Annotated in this window: 12 protein-coding genes and 1 pseudogene; 7 read left to right on the top strand and 6 right to left on the bottom strand. The window is 65.1% G+C overall.

The window, feature by feature from the left end; translation table 11 throughout:
• Positions 1–10 precede the first annotated feature (10 nt).
• Positions 11–775 carry a tyrosine-type recombinase/integrase gene (locus tag FHS02_RS17035; protein ID WP_229422611.1) on the bottom strand — a complete coding sequence of 255 codons (765 nt, stop codon included), beginning with the start codon at positions 773–775 and terminating at the stop codon, positions 11–13.
• Between FHS02_RS17035 and FHS02_RS17040 the strand changes: the two genes are divergently transcribed.
• Positions 761–1,927: a glycoside hydrolase family 43 protein gene (locus tag FHS02_RS17040; RefSeq protein ID WP_217496932.1), complete on the top strand. Its 1,167-nt coding sequence runs from the start codon at positions 761–763 to the stop codon at positions 1,925–1,927. The genes FHS02_RS17035 and FHS02_RS17040 overlap by 15 nt on opposite strands.
• 1,026 nt (positions 1,928–2,953) lie before the next feature.
• Here the strand turns inward: FHS02_RS17040 and FHS02_RS17045 are convergent.
• Positions 2,954–3,553, bottom strand: coding sequence for a CHRD domain-containing protein (locus FHS02_RS17045; RefSeq protein WP_229422610.1), 600 nt, complete (start codon positions 3,551–3,553; stop codon positions 2,954–2,956).
• Positions 3,554–3,936: 383 nt separating this feature from the next.
• Here FHS02_RS17045 and FHS02_RS31230 point away from each other — a divergent pair, with 383 nt between their 5' ends.
• Positions 3,937–4,164 (top strand): hypothetical protein, encoded by a 228-nt coding sequence (locus tag FHS02_RS31230; protein ID WP_137313750.1) that lies wholly within the window; start codon positions 3,937–3,939, stop codon positions 4,162–4,164.
• Positions 4,165–4,675: 511 nt separating this feature from the next.
• On the opposite strand, the gene FHS02_RS17055 is transcribed toward FHS02_RS31230, so the two are convergent.
• Complete coding sequence (locus FHS02_RS17055) at positions 4,676–5,800, bottom strand: PQQ-dependent sugar dehydrogenase (RefSeq protein WP_229422609.1); 1,125 nt, start codon at positions 5,798–5,800, stop codon at positions 4,676–4,678.
• A gap of 140 nt (positions 5,801–5,940) precedes the next feature.
• A pseudogene (locus tag FHS02_RS17060) lies at positions 5,941–6,321 on the bottom strand (S-(hydroxymethyl)glutathione dehydrogenase); the annotation flags it as partial.
• 213 nt (positions 6,322–6,534) lie between these two features.
• Here FHS02_RS17060 and FHS02_RS17065 point away from each other — a divergent pair.
• Positions 6,535–6,762, top strand: coding sequence for a hypothetical protein (locus tag FHS02_RS17065; RefSeq protein WP_137313748.1), 228 nt, complete (start codon positions 6,535–6,537; stop codon positions 6,760–6,762).
• Between the two features lie 153 nt (positions 6,763–6,915).
• Here FHS02_RS17065 and FHS02_RS17070 read toward each other — a convergent pair whose 3' ends face one another.
• Together FHS02_RS17070 and FHS02_RS17075 are read right to left on the bottom strand one after the other, a co-directional pair.
• Positions 6,916–7,353: an acyl-CoA thioesterase gene (locus FHS02_RS17070; RefSeq protein WP_217496931.1), complete on the bottom strand. Its 438-nt coding sequence runs from the start codon at positions 7,351–7,353 to the stop codon at positions 6,916–6,918.
• 73 nt (positions 7,354–7,426) lie between these two features.
• On the bottom strand, positions 7,427–9,391 hold the full coding sequence (locus FHS02_RS17075; RefSeq protein ID WP_217496930.1) for an NPCBM/NEW2 domain-containing protein: 1,965 nt from the start codon (positions 9,389–9,391) through the stop codon (positions 7,427–7,429).
• Positions 9,392–9,855: 464 nt separating this feature from the next.
• Here FHS02_RS17075 and FHS02_RS17080 point away from each other — a divergent pair, with 464 nt between their 5' ends.
• The 4 genes from FHS02_RS17080 to FHS02_RS17095 are packed head-to-tail and all read left to right on the top strand — an operon-like array spanning position 9,856 to position 14,315.
• On the top strand, positions 9,856–10,809 hold the full coding sequence (locus FHS02_RS17080) for a DMT family transporter (protein WP_229422608.1): 954 nt from the start codon (positions 9,856–9,858) through the stop codon (positions 10,807–10,809).
• Between the two features lie 2 nt (positions 10,810–10,811).
• Complete coding sequence (locus tag FHS02_RS17085; RefSeq protein ID WP_137313746.1) at positions 10,812–12,161, top strand: D-tagatose-bisphosphate aldolase, class II, non-catalytic subunit; 1,350 nt, start codon at positions 10,812–10,814, stop codon at positions 12,159–12,161.
• On the top strand, positions 12,155–13,351 hold the full coding sequence (locus FHS02_RS17090; RefSeq protein ID WP_137313745.1) for an SIS domain-containing protein: 1,197 nt from the start codon (positions 12,155–12,157) through the stop codon (positions 13,349–13,351). Before FHS02_RS17085 ends, FHS02_RS17090 begins: the two co-directional genes overlap by 7 nt.
• Positions 13,335–14,315: an N-acetylglucosamine kinase gene (locus FHS02_RS17095; protein WP_137313744.1), complete on the top strand. Its 981-nt coding sequence runs from the start codon at positions 13,335–13,337 to the stop codon at positions 14,313–14,315. The genes FHS02_RS17090 and FHS02_RS17095 overlap by 17 nt, the downstream gene beginning before the upstream one ends.
• Positions 14,316–14,348 lie beyond the last annotated feature (33 nt).

Raw genomic sequence — 14,348 nt, forward strand, 5'->3', positions numbered from 1 at the left:
GCGTGCGATGTCAGTACGCGACCTTGAACGTTGGGCTCTCTTCTGTTCGCCCTTGACGGCGATCGTACAGACGCGTAGTCGCCACATTGGCGTGGCCGACCCATTCCTGTACCTTTCCCAGGTCAGCGTTATTCTCCAGCGCATTGGTAATGGCGGTAGCGCGCAGCGCATGAGGACCAAAACCTTCGACGTTGATGCCGACCTTGCTGCTGTATTTGGCAAGCAGCTTGTACACACCGTCCGGCGTGATGGCACGAACGGCACCCTGTGTATTGTTGCTCACTGGCCGAAACAACGGTCCGGCCTTGGCGTTGCCATGACCCGCCGCCTTGAGGTATGCGGTAATCGCACTGGCCGCGGCGTGGTGCAATGGCACGTATCGGATTTTGTTGCCTTTGCCGTGTACCTGCAGGTGCCGCAATCCGCGGCGCTGCTGCAAATCCGCTAAGCGCAGGCAGCACAACTCTGCGCGTCGTAATCCATGATAGAGCAGGGTGGCCAAAATGGCGTGATCGCGCCGGCCTTGCAAGGTCGTGGTGTCGGGTGCCGACAGGAGTGCTCGCGCCTGCTCGTCACCGATGGCGGGCGTTCGACCCTCCTGGCTCCCCATGCGCGGACGTTCGACGCCATCGACCGGATTACCTTGAATGGCGTTGGCTTCGCAAAGTGCCTCAAATAATGAGCTCAGTGCGGACAGCTTGCGGCGAATCGTCGTGCCGGCCAGCGAACGGCGTTCCAGGTCGCGGCGCCACGCCAGGACATGTGCACGACCCATCTGGCGAAAGCGGTGCGGATCCTCGATGCCGACAGGCTGCCGAAAGCGCATACGTCGCAAGGGCCGCTGCCGTGGTTCACGACCGAAGGGCCGAAGCTGTATAAGCGCGGCGGATGGTATTACGTGTTCGCGCCTTCCGGCTCCGTCAAGGGCGGCTGGCAGGGCGTGTTCCGGTCGCGCCGGATCGACGGCCCCTATGAAGGCCGTAATGTGATGGACCAGGGCGATACGCCGATCAATGGCCCGCACCAGGGCGCGTGGGTGGACACGCCGTCCGGCGAAGACTGGTTCTTGCATTTCTCCGACACGGATTCCTATGGGCGCCGCGTGTTCCTGCAACCCATGCAATGGGGGGCCGATGGCTGGCCGATCATTGGCCGAAGGCGGGGCAGCCAGCCCTACGGCGCACCGGTCGCACGCAACCGCAAGCCAAACGTCGCTTCACAGCCGGTGACCGTCCCGGTTACCAGCGACGAGTTCGACAACGGCTATCACCGGGGCTGGCAATGGATGGCCAACCCGATGCCGGATTGGGTCGATCCGGCGGTCAAGGGCAAGCTGCGGCTGAAAGCAGTGTCGTCGCCGGCCAACCTATGGGAGGCCGGACATCTGCTGACCCAGAAGCTGCCAGGCATGGCGTTCTCGGTAACCACCGCCGTCGAACTGAAGCCGGGCGGACAGCCAGGCGAGCGTGCCGGGCTGGTGGCATATGGCTACGACTACGCGTGGATCGGTCTGGAAAACACGGCGGCAGGCCAGCGCCTCGTGCAAGTCACGCGCCTGGGCGCCGATCTTGGGCTCAGCAAAGGTCATGTGCGGCAAAGCCACGAGACGGTGCTCGTCGCTCCCGTCGAAGTGAGGGGGCCGGTCCATGTGCGGCTGTCGTTCAGTCCCGTCGAGGTGCCGGACGCGGCGCCCGACTTTCCGCACTACTGGCATTCGATGCTGCATTCGACCCATGCGAAGGTGACGTTCAGCTACAGCCTGGATGGGACTACTTTCCAGCCTTTCGGTCCCGCGTTCACCACGCAGCCGGGCCGCTGGGTCGGCACGCAGGTGGGCCTGTTCGCGCAGGCGCCGGGCGGCACGCCGTCGAATACGGCCACGCGGGCCGGGTATGGGGAGTTCGATTATTTCCGGTTTTCGGAATGATGCCCGATACCTGGAGCGAGCCCGGGCAGCAGGTAATCCGCTTCGCGCATTGGCTCATCCCGCGGCACTGGCGCAGGCAAATGCATCAAGCCGAACAATACCAGTCGGTAACCACCAGCTTCGCTGCCTTGTCAGCCCGCTAGTAAAAGGGTGAGCAAGTACCTATAGCGCGGCGTGCACGGTATCCTCCGCTCGTCTTTGCCAGACTCGACTGTCAGCCAGTGCACCCAGCGCGCGAACCTGTGGAAGGTTTGCCACGCCAGTACACTGGCCCTCGATTATCAGTGTTCGAGATTTCTCTCCTGTTCGTTGACGCCGTCTGCTGGTTAAAAACATATGTGAAAGCGAGCGAATGTCGGTGCGTCAATTTTTTGCATGGCATCCATCGGTGGCTTCAATGAGGTGGGGTCCGCCGCAGCCAGTCGTTTTAATAGTTCGCAAGAGATCATTGTTTGGCGCCTGAGCACGAAGCCAATTGATTCGGAAAACTCTGATTTTGCAATGATCGAACGGCCGTGCAAGCCGTTGCAACTCAGCAATATATTAAACGGAAATCTTGACGGCTGAGCCGAATACTATATCGAGAGCTGTTGTATTAGATGCCATAAGTTTGGCGATTTTTGGGGTTTTTCGGGAACCTGTTGATTCCTACGGATGAGTTAAGTCCTGCAAAGCCGTCTAGACGGGTTCGACTCCCGTCCTCGCCTCCAGTCAAATCAAGTTCTGAGCGATGTTTCGCCAGCTTGAATCCCCGCCCAGGCCACGCAAAGCGTGGCGTACCACACCGGTTCACCGCCTAATCGCCGTTGCCATTCAGGTCTCCATCCACGTCGTTGCAGTGCATGACCGGTTCCGGTAGCCCGCGAAGTTTCTACTCCTTACAACCCTCGAATGATCTGTCCTGCCTCGCTGGACCATGAGGGTAACTGGACACTCCAATAGATTAGCAATGCAATGATTCCGGCGTGGCCGCGATTTCTCGCGGCCACGCCGGTACAGCCCGTTGAAAGAGCGGCCGTTACGGTATTACGCGACTTCTTCCTGCTTGCGCTGGCGGCGGGCCACGAAGCCGACGCCGGCCAGGCCGATCGCCAGCATGGCGTAAGTGCCTGGCTCCGGTACCGGGCTCGGAATGTAGAACCCGCGGATCTCGCCGCCCGGATACAGGTCGGTGTGGATGTTGAAGTAGGCACGGCCCGTGTTCAGGTCCGAGATCAGCGAATCGCGGGCTCCTTCCCCGGTGGCGCCGGCGTCGTCCCAATAGGCCACGGTGTACGTGGTGGCATCGAGCAGGTTAAAGGTGGCCGAGTAGGTGCCGGCGGAAACGCCTGGCGGGAAGCCGTTGGCAGGTACAGCTACCCCGACAGCGCCCAGCAATGGCTCGTCGGTGCCGGCGTGAATGTGCGCAGCGGCGGTTTGGCCCAACAGCCAGCTGAAACTGGTGGTCAGTTGCAGGGTGTTGGCCACATCGTCGATGACGATGGTGGAAACGCCATAGCCAGGCGAGAACACCGGCACTGCTTCGGCTGGACCCGACAGGTGTGCGGTATAGGTAGTAGTAGCGGCAAAAGCGGAAGTTGCCAGCATGCTTGCGGCAAATGCCAGGGACGTGACGATCCGTTTCATTGAATTTCCTTTGTGATATTGTTAAGCGAAAGTCAAACAGAAAAAGTGCCCATGAAGCGTTGCTATTAAATCACCATTCGCTGCCGGGAGCGAGATGTGCACGTTATAAAACCGGGTCACTTCAGTTGTATTTTTGGTCATCGAGCTCCGCCCGCTGTTGTTTCGCCGGCAATGTCGCCCGTTGAAGCGCCGCAGCCAGGGCGCGAACCAGCAGTGCCGGCCTTTTATGCCCATTCGCGTCTACCATTGCTTCCATGACCAAATCGAGCGGCCCCAATCCTGGGCGCGGGCACGCAATGCTGGGCTGCATCGGCCCGGCACGATATGAAAACCTGAAGCGCCTGGCAGGAAGTGTCCGTCACATCGTGGGAAGCCCAGCTGTAATGACCGAAGAGAAGGCGCGTCTGTACAAGATGGCCAGGTTCACCGAGGAAGCGCGCGGACTGGAGCCGGGCTTTCCTGACGGACCTGTTCGCGTAAAGTTCCTGGCGATGATGTGGAATGCGTACCACCGCGTCCATGAGCCAGTGTTCTCCGTATATCGCACCAACTGGAGCGGCGATTTTGTCGGCACCTTCTATGCCCGCCCGCTGCAGGACTTTGCGCCGTGATATCTCCGAGGTAGAAAGCACGTGACAAGGGATGCCGCCGTGCGGCACCGTTCCGGGCCTGCCGATCCTGCATTCGAAGGACCTGGTCAACTGGACGCTGATCGGCCATGCGCTGGCCAGGAACGTGCCGGAAGCGCCACGCGGTGCTCCGCCATGGGTGCGGCGTATTGGCTCCGGCCATCCGTCACCGTGGCGGCAGGTTCCTAGTGTTCGAGATTTCTCTCCTGTTCGTTGACGCCGTCTGTTGGTTTAAAACATATGTGAAGCGAGCGAATGTTGATGCGTCAACTTTTTGCATGGCATCCATCGGTGGCTTCAATGAGGTGGCGCCCGCCGGAGCCAGTCGTTTTAGTAGTTCTCAAGAGATCATTGTTTGGCTCCTGAGCACGAAGCCAATTGATTCGGAAAACTCTGATTTTGAGATGATCGAACGGCCGTGCAAGCCGCCTGTTGAACCTGGGCTCTCCGCCGCCAAACAGTGGCATGCCCGCGCCACGCAGTTCCCGCTGGCCTACCTCTTCGGTGTCAGCTTCAGCAGCCGGCCGCGCGGACCGTCTTCCAGCAGCCATAGCGCGCCATCCGGCCCGGTGCGCACGGCGCGGATGCGTTCGCCCATGTCCCATTGGTCCGCCTTGGTCGCGTTCTCGCCGTCGAGGGCGATGCGGTCCAGCGACTGGCCCGAGAGACCGGTGATGAAGAGGGAATTTTTCCACTTCGGGAACAGGTCCGCATCGTAGTAGGCGAGGCCGCCTGGTGAAATGGCTGGATTCCAGGACACTTTCGGGGCCTCGAAGCCGTCGCCGGGTGCGTGGTCGGGGATGTCCCGGCCGTCATAGTGGCTGCCATTCGATGCCCTCGGCCAGCCATAGTTGAGGCCTGGCTTGATCAGGTTGATCTCGTCGCCATGGCGCGGCCCCATCTCCATTTCCCACAGGCGTCCCTGCCTGTCGAAGGCGATGCCCAGCAGATTGCGGTGGCCATACGACCAGACGGCTGCATGGAAGCCCCTGGCCGCAAGCGGGTTGCCGGCGGCCGGCGTGCCGTCGAGGTTCAGGCGCAGCACCTTGCCGAGCGTCGATTTGGGGTCCTGCGCCGGATCGAAAAGCTGGCGGTCGCCACTGGTGAAGAAGAGATACTTGCCATCCGGCGAGAAACCGATACGGCCCGAATAGTGCCCGCCGGTCGACGCATCCTGGGCGCGGAAAATGGCCCTTGTGTCCTTGAGCGTGCCGCCTGCCTGATCCAGTGTCGCGGTGGCGAGCACGACCCGGCTGCCGGCACCGGGACCGGCCTCGGAGTAGCTGAAGTAGAGCCGCTGGCTGGCCGCGAAATCGGGAGCGGGCACAATGTCCATGAGCGCGCCCTGGCCCCTGCTGCTGACGGCGGGTGTGCCGGACACTGTCCGCCTGGTACCGGTAGCGGGATCGAACAGGATCATCGTCCCCTCCTTTTGTGTAACCAGCATGTTGCCGTTGGGCAGGAATGCCATGGCCCATGGGTTCTTGAATGTGCCGACCGGCTTGACCTCGAAAGGCAGGCCGCCGGTCGCGGATGCACTGGCCCGCGCGTTCGCGGCGGCCGGGGCGGCGGCGAACGCGAGCAGGGTGAGCGAGAAAGTAGTGGCAAGGCCGAGCATGCTCAAATTCATGTGTTCCAGATCTCCATTCGCGGATTAATGCCAGGTTGTTGGGGCGCAAGGTATGGTCCATAGGGGCGGTGGGAAGTGTAGAGCAAAACCCGCATTGCAGACGCTGCGCTGGTCGCGGCCGGCTCACGCTGGCGAGCGGGATTGATATCGACACCGATGACCTTGTCTGCACCCGCCATTTTGGCCGCCTGGATCACGTTCACGCCAATGCCGCCCAGACCGAATACCGCCACATTCGCACCGGCCTCCACCTTCGCCGAGAACAGAACGGCGCCGACGCCGGTGGTGACACCACAGCCGATGTAGCACACCTTGCGGAACGGGGCGTCGGAGCGGATCCTCGCCAGAGCGATATCCGTCACCACGACATAGCTGGAGAGGGTGGACGTGCCCATGTAGTGAAAGATCGCTTTGCCGGCAAGCGAAAAGCGGCTGGTCGCGTCAGGCATCGGCTCGAGCGCAGCACCTTGTTGCAATCGTCCCGGCGAAACAGGAAATGCGCATTGGCGGGCGACGCCATCGAAGCGCCGCAGCCAGGGCCTGAACCAACAGTGTCAGCCTTTCACGCCCGGCGCGTTTACCATTGCGGACTTAATGAACAACCGGAGTGGCCCTATCCAGGACGCGGGCACGCGACGCCGGCTGCATCAGCCGGTACGATACAAAAACCTGACGAGGGCCTGGCAGGAATTGCCCGTCAAACCGTGGGAAGCCCAGCTGTAATGACCGAAGAAAAGGCGCGACTGTACAAGAAGGCCAGGTTCACCGAGGAAGCACGCGGACTGGAGCCTGGCTTCCCCGACGGACTGGTTCGCGTAAAGTTCCTGGCGATGATGTGGAACGCCTATCACCGCGTCCATGAACCGGTCTTCTCCGTGTATCGCACCGATCGAAGCGGCGATTTCGTCGGCACCTTCTTTGCCCGCTCGCTCCGGGACTTTGCGCAGTAATACCTCGAAATACAAGGTGGACGACAAGGTGTTTCACCCGAGCCGCCACAGCGTGAATTGAGTGTTCCGTCTGCCCGCAGGACACACATTACGTGGCGTCGCGCCGGGCCTACCCGACTTCGCTTTGTCGGCGACTGCCAAGTCGTCTGACACTCACCCATTGACGGCAACCGCCGGCAAATAGGCAGCGCAGAACTCCGGCGGCATGCGCCTTGGTTTTCCGCTGTCGATCTCGATGCATACCAGCTGCCAGCGCCCGCGCATCACCGTCGCGCCATCCGCCGCGCGCACCAGCTGGAAGCGGCGCTCCATCGTCAGGCGGCCATCCGTGGCGACCAGCCAGGTGCCCAGCAGCAGCTCGTCGCCCAGGCCGGTCGGCAGCAGGTAGTCGTAGGCCGCGCTGCCGATCGCCATCGCCCGGTTCAGCCGGCGGTAGTCGCCCAGGTCGAGGCCCAGCGCGACCGAGTGTGACCAGCCGGCCTGCTCGCACCAGCGCACGTACACGGCATTGTTGGTATGGTCCAGCCCGTCGATATCGCCGGCGGCGGGGCTGACGGGGAAGACATGCGGCTCGGAATGGTCCCAGTTCACGGCGGCTCCACGGCAAAGGCAGCATTGTAGCGCCCCGGTGGCGGGAGCCGCCCGGCCAGGGGTGGCTGGCTTCTCAGCGGCCCGCCGCACGCACCAGCTGGACATCCCCCCAGGTCGCCACGACAGGCGGCGCACCGTCCGATGCCGCTCCCCGCACCACCAGCTCGATGATTTTCACGCCCCGGATGTCCGCCCGCAACCAGTGCGCCTTGGTGCCAAAGGCCACCGGCGGGCTTTCGGCCAGCAGTTTCCCATCGCCATACACGTGGAAGCGCACCGGCTGCTTCGTGTTCTCGGTCGAGTCATCCACGCCGACGGAAGCCGTCAGCAGCGCATGGCCGGCATCGTTCTTCACCTGGAGCCGCGAGTTGGCCATGATGCCGATGCCCGAGTCGAACGCCTGTCCCGCCACCTGCAAGGTCTGGCCGAATGGCGTCGTATCGGCCTGCGCGCCGCCCCAGCCGGCGTACTGCGGCCGCGAGCCGCCGGAGCGGGTGTTCGACCACGGGTCGATCATGCGGTGGATGGTCGGATCGGGCTGCGCCTGGCGCGTGCCGTCGACGGCGACGTTGATCGAGCCGGGGATCTCGGACAGGTACACGCCGTTTTCCAGCTGCCGCTTGCCGGTTGCCTCGAACACCAGCGTTTCGTGCGGCGCGAGCGTGAATGCTTTCTCGCCGGTGAACGTCGCGCTTTGCTTCGACCACAGGTCGCGCAGCGTGACCGGTGCGCTGTCCGACAGTTTCAGGTGCCTGGCCAGCAGGGTTACCGGGGCGGGCGACGCGCCGCGGTTGAACAGCGCCACCGCCTTGCGCTGGCCGTCGCCCAGCGTCTTGACGATGATCTGCGCATCGTCGGAATCGTAGGTCACCACGCCCTGGTGCCCCGCCTTGTCCTGGTTCAGGCGCACTACGTCCGCGTTGCCCAGCACCGCGAGGAACGATGCCGGGCCATTGCGCAGGTCGTAGCTGACCAGCATCGGCGCGTTGATCATCGCCCACAGCGAGAAATGCGAACGCACCTCGACCGGGTGGGCGGCATCGAAGTCGCCATGGCCGATGTGCAGGATGTCGGGATCGTTCCAGTGGCCGGGGCCCGCGTACAGCGGCCGTTTCGCCGCGCTGTCGAAGTTGTGCAGCATGCTGGTCCAGCTGGGCGTGATGTCGGCGCTGGTGCGCCACAGGTTGCCGACGTCCTTGCCCCAGGTGCGCACGTTCGCCATGCCCCAGGCGCAGATCGACAGCACGTAATCATTGGCCGGCCGGGCCGCCTTCAGTGCCGCGGCGACGGCTTCGTAGCGGGCGCGCACCGCGCCGATGTCGGTGCGGTTGATCGAGCCGCGTTCGATCAGCGGTGCCATCGCGCGGTAGTCCTGCTTTTTCACCAGCTCGGAGCCCGGCACGAAATCGGCCAGCCCGCAGGCGTCGATCTTGATGTAGTCGAAGCCCCATTCCTTGAAATACAGGTTGATGTCCTGCGTTACGTGTCCGTCCAGCCCTACCTCGCGCTCGGCGGTCGTGCCTTGCGGCAGGTTGGGCGAATGCAGGTCGTAGGCTTGCGAACAGGCGTTGCGGCCGATGTCCGTATAAATGCCGGCTTTCAGCCCCATGGCATGCAGCTTGTCGGTGAACGGCCTGAAGCTGGTGCCATCCGGCCCGCCGGTGGCCGCCGATGGAAAGATGCCGGTGCGGATCTGCAGGCGGCCATCGCTGGTACGGCGCTTCAGCCACCAGCCGTCGTCGAGGTTGACCTGGGTGTAGCCGAGTTTGGCGAGTCCGCTGTCGACCAGCACCCGCGCGGCGCCCATCACCTTGTCTTCGTCGACTTCCGTCCGGAAGGCGTTCCAGCTGTTCCAGCCCATCGGCGGCGTGCTGGCGCTGCCGTCGGTCTTGCCTTCCCAGCGGCCGGCCGGTGCCAGCGCATCGGCCGCCGGCTTGGCGTACGCGTGCGCAACCAGCAAGGCCATTGTCGTAACGAACACGCCGCGGAGCACCGAACGGTGCCTTGGTTGACTCATCCTGGACCAACGGTCTTTCATGCGCATCTCCTGTTTATCGTGCAACGTCGCTTCGATCGGCAATGGGTCACTCGCTTCAGCTTTCGGCACAGCGATCTTCGTTGGCGTGTAGCGAAGAAATTCGAAAGTCCAGCTGCCTGCGAGAGAGAAACCGGGCCCGACCCGGCAGGCTGCGGAAGCCCCGGTCCCCGATGATAATCGAAAGCATTCGAAAACAAAAGGCGTTTTCCGGCACGCCAAACAACAGGTAAACGAAAATAATTTGAAAGTTCTTTGCGTTTCGTTCGATAATTAACTACTATCGGAACGGCTCGCAACGCAAACAATACCCACCATGCCGTCGTAGCGGAGGAAGAATCAACGATGAAACGCAAAATCAGCAGTGGAGTTCGGTACCGCAGGAAGGCGATGGCGGTTGCGCCCGTGCCTGGCGGGACGGCCCTGGCGCATGGTGCGCCGGCGAGAGCGGCATTCTGACGCCGGCCATGGAGACGACGACCACGATGCCGCAAGAACGAAACGCCGCCGCCGCCGCGCGCCGGCCACGCTGGCTCGGCTACGCGCTGGCCACCGCGCTGCTGTGGGGCGTATGGGGCGCCTTTGCCGGCCTGCCCAGCCAGCACGGCTTTCCTGAAACGCTGGTGTATGTCGTGTGGGCGCTGACCATGGTGCCACCGGCGCTGTTCGTGCTGGCGCGCTCGGGCTGGCGCGTGCGCCGCGACCGCACCGCGGTGGCCTACGGCCTGGCCATCGGCCTGCTCGGCGCCGGTGGGCAGATGGTGCTGTTTTACGCGGTGAAGGACGGGCCGGCCTACCTGATCTTTCCGCTGATATCGCTTTCCCCGGTCATCACGATCGTGCTGTCGTTCGTGTTCCTGCACGAACGCACCGGCCGCATGGGAGTGGCCGGCATCGTGCTGGCTGTCTGCGCGCTGCCGCTGTTCGACTTCAACCCGGGCGGCGCGCCGCAGCAGTACGGCTTGTGGTTCGTGCTGGCGCTGGCCGTGCTGGCCGCCTGGGGCCTGCAGGCGTATTTCATCAAGCTGGCCAATACGCGCATGGATGCCGAAAGCATCTTCTTCTACATGACCGCGAGTGCGCTGCTGTGCATTCCGACGGCGCTGGCGATGACCGACTTCTCGCAGCCGATCAATTACGGCCTTTCCGGGCCGTGGCTGGCCGCCGCCACGCAGATCCTGAACGCGGTCGGCGCGCTGACGCTGGTGTACGCCTTCCGGCACGGCAAGGCGCTGACGGTATCGCCGCTGGTGAACGCCGGCGCGCCGCTGCTGACCACCGTCATCGCGATGGCGCTGGCCGCCACGGTACCGGGCGGCTACCGGCTGGCCGGCATCGGCCTGTCGCTGGCGGCGGCGCTGTTCCTCGCGCTGCAGACGGACGACGGCGCCGCATCCCCCGAATCAACCGAAGGAGTCTGACAATGGAATACATGTTGAATCTGGTGCGCCGCCACAAGGCCGGCGAGCCGGTCGGCATCCACGCGGTGTGCTCGGCGCATCCGCTGGTGATCGAGGCTGCGATGGAAGTCGCGGCAGCGGCCGGGCCGGACCAGCCGGTGCTGATCGAGGCCACGTCGAACCAGGTGAACCAGGATGGCGGCTACACCGGCATGACGCCGGCCGCCTTCCGCGATTTCGTGTACGGCATCGCCGACCGCGTGGGCCTGCCGCGCGGGCGCGTCTTGCTCGGCGGCGACCACCTGGGGCCGAATGCCTGGCAAGGCGAGAGCGCCGACGCCGCCATGGCGAAGGCCGAGGTGCTGATCGGGCAGTACGTGACGGCGGGTTTCCGCAAGATCCATCTGGATTGCTCGATGTCGTGCGCCGGCGATCCGGTGCCGCTGCGGGATGACGTGGTCGCCGCGCGTGCCGCGCGGCTGTGCGCCGTCGCCGAACAGGCATGGCAGGCGGCCGGCGGCGAAGCGCCCGTCTACGTGGTCGGCACCGAGGTGCCGGTACCTGGCGGCGCGCACGAGGACCTGGCGGAACTGAGCGTCACCACGCCCGCCGCGGCGGCGCAGACGATCGCGTCGCACCGCAGCGCATTCGCCGCCGCGGGTGTGGATGCGGCATGGCCGCGCGTGGTCGGCCTGGTGGTGCAGCCCGGCGTCGAGTTCGATCACCACAAGGTGATCGACTTCCGGCCCGAGCGCGCCGTCGACCTCAGCCGCATGATCGAAGAGGTGCCCACGCTGGTCTACGAAGCCCATTCGACCGATTACCAGACGCCGGCGAACCTGGCCGCGCTGGTGGCCGGCCACTTCGCGATCTTGAAGGTCGGCCCCGGCGCCACCTTCGCGTTGCGCGAGACGCTGTGGGCGCTGGCCGATATCGACGCGGCGATGGCCGGCGACGGCAAGGGTTCCGGCTTCAAGGACACGGTGCTGGAAGTGATGCGCGCCGAGCCGGAATACTGGCGTAAATACTATAGCGACGACCCGCGCGATCCGCGCAGTGCGCGCTTCGACCAGCAGTACAGCCTGAGCGACCGGATCCGCTACTACTGGCCGCATCCGGCCATCCAGGCCGCGCAGGCGCGCCTGCTGGCCAGCCTGGAACGGGATGCGCCGCCGCTTACGCTGCTGAGCCAGTACCTGCCGGCCCAGTACGAAGCGGTACGCGAGGGGAGGGTAGCCAACCGTCCGGTCGATCTGCTGAAAGAGGGCGTGGCCAGGGTGCTGCGCCAGTATCTGCAAGCTTGTACCAGGGAAGCTTGTAACAAGGACGCCCGCACGGCAGGCGCCGCAACAAAGGAGTTGGAAGCATGCTAGTCGCAGACAGCAACAGGAACAGCGAAATCCTCGGCATCGGCGCGGAGCGGCTCGATGCCGCCGGCGCCGGCCTCACCGCGCGGGAAATCGCGCAGCAGCCCGCCATCTGGCCCGAGATCGAGGCACTGGTCGCGGACCAGCGCGCCGCGCTCGACGCCTTCCTCGGCCCGCTGTTGTCGCGTGCCGACCTGCGCATCGTGCTGACGGGCGCCGGCACGTCTGCCTTCATCGGCGAATGCCTCGCGCCGGCGATGCTCGGCGGCGGGTGGCGCGTGGAAGCGGTGCCCACCACCGACCTGGTCTCCGGCCCGCAGCAGTTCCTGCAGCCCAGGGTGCCGACACTGCTGGTGTCGTTCGGACGCTCGGGCAGCAGCCCGGAAAGCGTGGCCGCCGTGACGCTGGCCGACCAGCTGGTCGACGAGGTGTATCACCTGGTCATCACCTGCAATGCCGACGGTGCCTTGTGCCAGATGGCGCAAGGGCGCGGCAACGCCCATGCGATCCTGCTGCCGGACGCCACGCACGACCGCGGCTTCGCGATGACCACCAGTTTCACGTCGATGCTGCTGGCTGCCGCCGGCGCGTTCGGCATACTGCCGCCGGGTTCGACGGCCGAGCCGTCGGCCGCTGCCGCGCGCGTGCTGGACACAATGGTGCCGCTGCTGGAAACCCTGGTGGCGCGCCGCTTCCGCCGCGTGGTCTACCTCGGCAGCAACGCGCTGCGCGGGCTGGCCCGCGAAGCCTCGCTCAAGCTGCTGGAACTGACCGACGGCCAGGTGGTGGCACTGTTCGATTCCCCGCTGGGATTCCGCCACGGTCCGAAGACCATCGTCGATGCCGACACCCTCGTCGTGGTGATGCTGTCGAACGACGCGCAGGCCCGCCGCTATGACCTGGACCTGCTGCGCGAGCTGCGCAACGATGGCCGCGCCGGCCGCGTGCTGGCGCTGAGCGGCCGCGACGAATCGGAACTGGGCGGCGATTGCGTCACGCTGCAGGGAGTCGGGCTGTCCGCCGACCTGGCGCTGGCACTGCCGTACATCCTGTTCTGCCAGGCCTTCGCGCTGCTGCAGTCGCTGGCATTGGGGCTGCGCCCGGATACGCCGAGCGTGTCGGGCACGGTCAACCGCGTGGTACGCGGCGTGACCATTTATCCACTGACGGGAGACAGCCATGTTCCTCGGGGTTGACGGCGGCGGTACCAAGACGGCGTTCGCGCTGGTCGACGGGCAGGGGCAGGTCCTGGCGCGCCACGAAGAGAGCAGCGCCTACTACCTCGAAGTGGGCATGGATGGCGCGGCCGGCGTGCTGGCGCGCGGCTGCGCGGCGGTGTTCGCCGCGGCCGGCATCACCGCGGGCGATGTCGGATTCGCCTTCTTCGGCTTGCCGGCCTACGGCGAGGACCGCGACGTGCAGCCGCTGCTCGATGCGCTGCCGCGCGCCGTGCTGGGCCACGGGCGCTACCTGTGCGGCAACGACATGGTGTGCAGCTGGGCCGGATCGCTGGCCTGCGCCGACGGCATCAGCGTCATCGCCGGTACCGGGTCGATGGCCTATGGCGAAGTCGGCGGGCAGCGCGCGCGTGCCGGCGGCTGGGGTGAGTTGTTCAGCGACGAAGGCTCGGCCTACTGGATCGCCCGCGCCGGCCTGGCGCTGTTCTCGCGCATGAGCGATGGCCGCACGCCACGCGGGCCGCTGCATGCGCTGATGCGCACGCGCCTGGCGCTGCGCGACGATATCGACCTGTGCCAGGTCGTCTACGGCGAACTGAAAGGGGAGCGCAGCAAGGTGGCGGCGCTGTCGCGGCTCGTTTCCGAAGCGGCTGCGCAGGGCGACCTGCAGGCGGCGGCGATCCTCGAGTCGGCCGCCGTCGAGGTGGCCGCGCTGGTCGATGCGGTACGGGGCCAGCTCGGCGTCGACCCCGGCACGGAAGTGGCGGTGTCGTACTCCGGCGGCCTGTTCGGCGCCGAAGGGCCGCTGCGCGTGCCGTTCGCGCGGGCGCTGGCCACCGGCGGCGCTGGAGCGTACCGGCTGGAGGCGCCGCGCCTGTCGCCCGTGCTCGGTGCCGCGCTGTATGCGGCGCGCAGCGCCGGTACGCCGCTGGACCCGGCAGCGCTCGAACGGCTGGCAGGCGCGCCGGGCCCCAAGGCCTAGTGCCGGGCCTGCTGCAATCTGGTAAGCTGCTGT

This window comes from Pseudoduganella umbonata (genome assembly GCF_014192225.1).
GTDB lineage: Bacteria > Pseudomonadota > Gammaproteobacteria > Burkholderiales > Burkholderiaceae_D > Rugamonas > Rugamonas umbonata.

What these genes read in the sequence shown, in the direction of transcription:
- FHS02_RS31230 (WP_137313750.1), top strand. Translation starts at nt 3,937, where the DNA reads ATGACCGAAGAGAAGGCGCGTCTGTACAAGATGGCCAGGTTCACCGAG.
- FHS02_RS17080 (WP_229422608.1), top strand. Translation starts at nt 9,856, where the DNA reads ATGGAGACGACGACCACGATGCCGCAAGAACGAAACGCCGCCGCCGCC.
- FHS02_RS17035 (WP_229422611.1), bottom strand. Translation starts at nt 775, where the DNA reads ATGGGTCGTGCACATGTCCTGGCGTGGCGCCGCGACCTGGAACGCCGT.
- FHS02_RS17055 (WP_229422609.1), bottom strand. Translation starts at nt 5,800, where the DNA reads ATGCTCGGCCTTGCCACTACTTTCTCGCTCACCCTGCTCGCGTTCGCC.
- FHS02_RS17085 (WP_137313746.1), top strand. Translation starts at nt 10,812, where the DNA reads ATGGAATACATGTTGAATCTGGTGCGCCGCCACAAGGCCGGCGAGCCG.
- FHS02_RS17095 (WP_137313744.1), top strand. Translation starts at nt 13,335, where the DNA reads ATGTTCCTCGGGGTTGACGGCGGCGGTACCAAGACGGCGTTCGCGCTG.
- FHS02_RS17040 (WP_217496932.1), top strand. Translation starts at nt 761, where the DNA reads ATGTGCACGACCCATCTGGCGAAAGCGGTGCGGATCCTCGATGCCGAC.
- FHS02_RS17045 (WP_229422610.1), bottom strand. Translation starts at nt 3,553, where the DNA reads ATGAAACGGATCGTCACGTCCCTGGCATTTGCCGCAAGCATGCTGGCA.
- FHS02_RS17075 (WP_217496930.1), bottom strand. Translation starts at nt 9,391, where the DNA reads ATGAAAGACCGTTGGTCCAGGATGAGTCAACCAAGGCACCGTTCGGTG.
- FHS02_RS17065 (WP_137313748.1), top strand. Translation starts at nt 6,535, where the DNA reads ATGACCGAAGAAAAGGCGCGACTGTACAAGAAGGCCAGGTTCACCGAG.
- FHS02_RS17090 (WP_137313745.1), top strand. Translation starts at nt 12,155, where the DNA reads ATGCTAGTCGCAGACAGCAACAGGAACAGCGAAATCCTCGGCATCGGC.